Below are 6,104 nucleotides of genomic sequence, written 5' to 3'. Positions count from 1 at the left end.
ACGTCAGTGACGGTGGCCGTCACGGTGACATTGCCATCGGTCAGCGCGCCTACGTCGGCGGCAGGCACGTTCAGCTGCCAGCGACCGTCCGCCTGTACCGTGGTCTGGTAAGATTTACCGTTCAGCGTCACGGTGACCGTCTGGCCCGTTTCAGCGGTTGTGCTGCCGCTGAGCACCAGATCCTGCTGCGCTTCTGCCGCATTAATGATGTTGTCGTCGGTCAGGTTATCAAGCGTAATGGCTGGCGGCTGCGTATCGACGATCACCACGCGTGAGGCGTCCGCGCTGTTGCCGTTGACGTTAGTCACGCTGACGCTCACCTGCGCACGCCCGTCGATCAGCGTTTCCATCGCGCTCGCCGGAACGGTCAGGTGCCAGGAGCCGTCCTGCTGCACCTGTGCGGTAAAGGTTTGATCCGCGAATTTCACCACTACGGTCTGCCCGGCCTCCACGCCCTGCGTCTGACCAGAAAGCGTGACATCCGCGCCTTTTTCCGCCGCGTTGAGCATATCGTCAGTGGTTACGGTATCGATGGTGACAGCCACCGCATTCAGGTCAAGCTCGATCGGGTGTTCAGCCGCCACGGTGTTGCCCCAGGCATCTTCCGCGCTGACGCTGACGGTCATGCCTCCCGCCGTCCATGCCTGAAGGTCCGCCGCCGGCACGCCAATCTGCCAGCTGCCGCTGGCGTTAACCGTGGTGACGTATTCGACATTATTGATGGTAACGGTGATCTGTGTGCCTTCGGCCAGATGAGTGCTGGAGCCGGTGACGGCCAGATCCTGCTGCTGCTCGATGGCGTTAATCACGTCATCGCCAGAGATCGTGTTCACGCGCAGGCCCGGCAGTTCGGCGTTGATGTTGATATCACGTTCGCCGGTGCCGGTATTGCCGTGCGCATTGGTGACAGAGGCGCTGAAGGTTAAATCGCCGTCGCCAAACGCCTGGAGGTCGGCCGATGGGATCGTCACGCTCCATTTCAGGTCGCTGCCAACCGTCGCGGTGTAGCTCTTGCCGCCCACGGTGACAGAAACGGTATCGCCCGCCGCCGCGCCGGTGACGCGTCCACTGAGGGTTTGGTCAACCGCCGCTTCGGCGTTATTGACCAGGTTATCCCCGGCAAAGGTGTTGACGATCACCTGCGGCAGCACGGTGTCTACCAGCAGATTCGCCTCGGCGGAGCCGCTGTTACCCACGCTGTCGGTGCCGCTGACGCTGACGGTGTAAAGGGTATTCGCCAGATCCAGCACGTCGGAGACCGGCACCTGAACGGACCAGCGACCGTTCTCAACGGTGGTCTGATAGTTAACGTTGTTCAGCGTCACGGTGACAGCGCTGCCGTTCGGCAGATTACTGGTCCCGCTCAGGCTCAGGGGCTGCATGGCCTCCTGCGCATTCAGGACGTTATCCTGGCTGATGGGATCAAGGGTAAATTCCGGCGGGTTGCCGCTCAGCGTAATGCCGTGCGTCGCGCTGCCGGTGTTGCCCGCCGCATCGGTCACGGCAACCGAAATGCTGTGGCTACCTTCCCCCAGCGCGCCAATGACGGAGGCAGGCACGCCGACGCTCCAGGTGCCGTCCGCCTGAACGACACCGGTAAAGGTCTTGCCGCCAACGGTCACGGTGACAACGTCGCCCTCCGCCGCGCCGTTCGCCTGGCCGGAAATAATCTGCGCCTGCCCCTGCTCGCTGGTGTTCAGAATGTCGTCGCCCGCGACGGTGTTGATAGTGACCACTGGCGCTGCGGTATCGACCGTGAAATCGGCGGTGATGGAGGACCCATTACCCGCTTTGTCGCTGACGTTTACCGTCAGGGTGTGCTCGCCGTTAGCCAGCGTCTGTACTTCACTGGCCGGAAGCGTAACGAACCAGCTGCCGTCGCTGCCCACGGTCGCCGTGTGATTTTTGCCGTTCAGCGTGACCGTCACAATCTGGCCCGCTTCCGCATCGGTTTTCCCCGTCAGCGTCAGCGGCTGATTATGTTCAGCCGCGTTGATGATGTTGTCCTGGGCGATCGTGTCGACAGAGATCACTGGCGAGGCGGTATCCACGCCAATCGTCTGGCTGCCGGACACGGTGTTGCCCGCCGCGTCTTTTCCGCTGACGTTGACCGTCCAGGTACCATCGCCCAGCGCCTGTGCGTCGGCAGCAGGGACCTTCACGCTCCATGCGCCGTTTGCCCCCACTTCTGCGGTATAGGTTTTACCGTTGAGCGTGACGGTAAGCGCCGTTCCCTGCGCCAGGTTTTTGCTGGTGCCGGACAGCGTAAAGCCAGCGGCCTGCTCGCTGGCGTTGATCACGTTATCGCCCGCCGTGGCGGCGAGCGTCACGCTGGTATCCGCTGTAGAAACGGTTACGGTAATACTGCCCGCAGAGGTCGTTTTACTGCCGTCGATCTGTACGACGGACCAGGTATGTTCCCCGTCCGCCTGGGTCGGGAGTGTTACCGTCCAGGTGCCGTCCTTCGCGACCATGGTGCTGGCGATGGTGCTGCCGCTGCCGTCTTTAACCTGAATGGTCGCGCCCGGCTGCCCGGTACCGCTGAAGGTGGGGGTGTTATCATCCGTGACCTCTTTTGCACTCAGCACGCCCTGCTTGTCACCCGCGTTGTCCGCCAGCAAAAATGTCGGCGTAGCGCTTTCGACTTCTTTCGTATTATCAATAACCTTCGTTTTGGTTTCGCCATCGCCGCCGTGAGCCAGCAGTGCGCCGATCGCACCGCCCCCTAACGCCGCACCGGCAATCCAGCCCCACGGCGCATCGCTTAATACGCTTCCCTGCTCCAGGAAAGGTTCAATGCTGCTAATGGGTGCAGCCTGGGCGGTTAATTCGGTGGCGGCAACGCCTGATGCTTCGCCGGCATCGGCAAATGAAATATGCGTCAACGCCTGGTTATCGTTAAATACCAGTTCGGAATGATTATGGGTTTCCGTGTCTTCGACAAAATAATTATTGCAGCGGATCACGCTGCCATCTTTCATATAAATGAGGAGGTCATTCCCCTGGCGGACATAACGCACCACGTCCTGAGCAGAACCCTGAATTTCAATCACGCTCGGTGAGGAAATAGAGACCGAGAGATTCCCTTCACCGGTTAATTTCGTCTTCTCTGCCGTTTTGCGAATGATGACATCAACAACTTTTGCGGTACTCATATTCTTCTCCTTGCAGGTGCGCGTATTCCTGTGGATATGTCCACCAGAGGGATGTAGCTATCCTTGGGAAAAATCACCCATTATTGTCTGACTTATTTCGCGCAGAAAGGCGCGCCTTTTTTTAACTTAAATCAGGTAATTTCGCGGCAGCGTTTTTCTCTATTCCGATAAGCGGCATGAGATTATCCACCGCGGAGGCGTAATTAATCGCCGCACTCCAGCCATCGTATTCAGCCATTATTTTCGCTGAGGTGGCAGACCAGACATCCTGCTCCACGCTGAGCAGATCGTTAATGCTGCGCTTGCTCAGGGTATATTCATTTTTGTAGACATCGCGGGCGCGCAACGCATTTTCCAGCTGACGCTTCCCGGCTTCCATTCGTCCACGCGCCCCGGTCCAGTCGGCCTGTGCGACGGAGGCTTTTTGCAGGACATCAAAACGGGCCTGATCGACCTGCGACGATGCCATTGCCCTTGCGCCCTCGGCCTGACGGACGCGCGCCGAGACCGCGCCGCCCTGATAAAGCGGTGCGTCAATATTGAGCTGGATCTGATCATCCCAGTACGCGCGATTATCCGACTCATACCGGGTCCGGCCCCCTTTCAGGCTTAAGGTCGGCCAGTGCTGAGACTTCGCGGTTTCTACGCCGTACTGGGCTGAGCGCTCCATGTTCTGCGCGGCCATCACCGTTGGGATCAGTGAATAATCAATCCGATTGAGAGAATCCGGCTCCACGGCCAGACCTCCCGGAACCGGTGAATAGCGTTCAGCCTGTATGCCAGTTAATACCGCCAGCCGCGCGCGGGCGCTGTTCAGGGACGCATTGTACTGCTCTACCGTCGCCTGCATCCCGGCAATACGGGTGCGGGTCTGAAGCTCATCAGAGGTGGAGCTTACGCCAGCGTCGGCGCGGAGTTTTGCCAGCTGCTCAACGTTTTTAAGCGCCTGCACGTTCTCTTTTGCCGCCTGCAACAGATCGCTGTAGCGTTTCACTTCCACATAGCTGAGCGCCGTTTTTTCCGCGACGGCAGACATCGTGCTCATCAGCTGGTAGCGATAGCTGTCACGTTGAGCTGAAGACTGGCTGATGCTGTTGTTGGTCTTGCCAAAATCGTACACCAGCTGCGTCAGACTCAGGCCCCAGGCTGCGGAATTTCGCAACGAGCCGCTTGAATCGGTGGTCTGGCTGTGACCTGTACTCCCGTTCAGGGCTATTTGTGGCATCCAGCCACTGCGCGCTTCGTCTATTTGTGCCTGGCCGATCCCCAGCTGTGCCGCCTGCTGACTCACCGAGGGGTCGCGATCGAGAGCGAAAAGAATACTTTCTTTCATCGTCATTGCCGCAACGGGAGATATCCCCGCCTGGCCGTTATTTGCATTAGCCGCAGTCACCACCAACGAAATTAAGGTCAGGGAGGCAGATAATCTGAGTAACCTGTTATTGCATTTCATCTTCATAATATCCCCCGACTCCAGGTGATAGCCAAATAAATACCCAGGAAGAGGTACAAATAATTCGCCAGAAATCCATTGCCCCTTCTCCATTAATTCCGGGCAAGAGTTCCCCTAACCCATTTCAATTGAGACGAGAGCCGTTCAATCCTTTTTTTCTTTTAAGAATTTACTTAAATATTTAGTGATTCGCAGCATAACAAAATGTGATATAAGCAACCACACCCGCAATGTTAATGTGTTGTTACAAATAAGAAAAAAGATGGGGTTTCTGGACAAAACGTTATAAAAGACCTTTCAGATGAAACAAATAAACCCCCTGTAATATAAAGAAAATTCTAAAATACCCCGGTGTACATTTTTGCGTTAATTTCATCCCGAATCAGACACAAAGATTTTCAAAGAAATGTCAATTTAAGTAATCCACCGAATAAAACTGGATTATTTTACTTTATAAACACAGATTGTTAGATATATACACTAATTTATAATTACAAATTAGTTATAAATATCAATTAGGCGCTGGAATGTGGCAGCTTAAGCCAAATTTATAAGTAAAACATAGCGATAACAACATACCTAAAAGATACATACATGTTTTTGATGACTGATTAATGCGATATCAATAATCACACCATTAAACTGTTTTTGGATAACATCCCGCGCCTGTCCCGATTCCCTTTTCTGCAAAATGCTGTAAACTGCGAAGTATTGCGACATTTTGCAGGATACTGCGCCCATGCATAAAACCGCCAGACAGAAATATGTGCTTGATATCATTACTGAACAAGGCCAGGCCAGCATTACCGAGCTGGCAGATCGATTGCAGGTTTCAGCGGACACCATCCGTCGCGATCTGACCGACCTGGAAAAACAGGGACTGGCACAAAAAAACCATGGTGGCGCCATCGCGCTGAATCTCTCGACGATGAACCGGGTTAGCAGGAATACCTTGCTGCCTGAAATCAAGCAGCGGCTGGGTAAACAGGTTGCGCAATGCGTGCCTGCGGGCTCGACGCTGTTTCTGGATGCCGGAAGCACACTGCTGGCCGTTGCCTCTTTCCTTCATGGGCCGCTGACCATCATCACCCCTTCTCTTGATATCGCCCAACAGGTGAGCGATCGGGAAGGTATCGACCTGATCCTGCTCGGTGGAAAGTGGGATCAGAAACAGCGCCTGTTTGCCGGAAGCGCCACCCTTTCACTGCTCTCTCGCTACCGGGCGGATATTGCCATCCTTGGCGCATGCGCCATCCATGCCGAACTCGGATTGAGCGCCAGTCAGGAGGCGGATGCCGAAGTGAAGCGTGCCATGCTGGCCGCAAGCCAGGCGCACTGGGTAGTCGCCGACCATCTAAAACTCAACCAGTGCGAACCGTATCTGGTGTCAGGGTTATCCGAGATTCATCAACTGTTTTTAGATCGTCCCTGGGCAGAGCTCGGGGACCATAGCGCCGTGCAGGTTACCGTTTGCGCACATTAACGTGGAGAAGGTC

3 protein-coding genes are annotated in these 6,104 nt (G+C 55.7%); 1 reads left to right on the top strand and 2 read right to left on the bottom strand.

Annotated features, from left to right (window positions below; translation table 11 throughout):
- Nucleotides 1-3,155: Ig-like domain-containing protein (locus DD606_RS18200; protein WP_129258960.1), on the bottom strand; the 3,155-nt coding region annotated here is incomplete at its 3' end.
- A gap of 121 nt (nucleotides 3,156-3,276) precedes the next feature.
- Nucleotides 3,277-4,614 carry a TolC family outer membrane protein gene (locus DD606_RS18195; protein ID WP_023324619.1) on the bottom strand — a complete coding sequence of 446 codons (1,338 nt, stop codon included), beginning with the start codon at nucleotides 4,612-4,614 and terminating at the stop codon, nucleotides 3,277-3,279.
- 733 nt (nucleotides 4,615-5,347) lie between these two features.
- Between DD606_RS18195 and DD606_RS18190 the strand changes: the two genes are divergently transcribed.
- Entirely contained in the window at nucleotides 5,348-6,091 is a 744-nt protein-coding gene (locus tag DD606_RS18190; RefSeq protein ID WP_022651161.1) for a DeoR/GlpR family DNA-binding transcription regulator, read from the top strand.
- Nucleotides 6,092-6,104: the final 13 nt, after the last annotated feature.

Origin of the sequence: Enterobacter cloacae complex sp. GF14B, assembly GCF_004136805.1 — a bacterium.
Taxonomy (GTDB): Bacteria; Pseudomonadota; Gammaproteobacteria; order Enterobacterales; family Enterobacteriaceae; genus Enterobacter; species Enterobacter hormaechei_C.
This window is presented reverse-complemented; position numbering and strand designations above follow the sequence as displayed.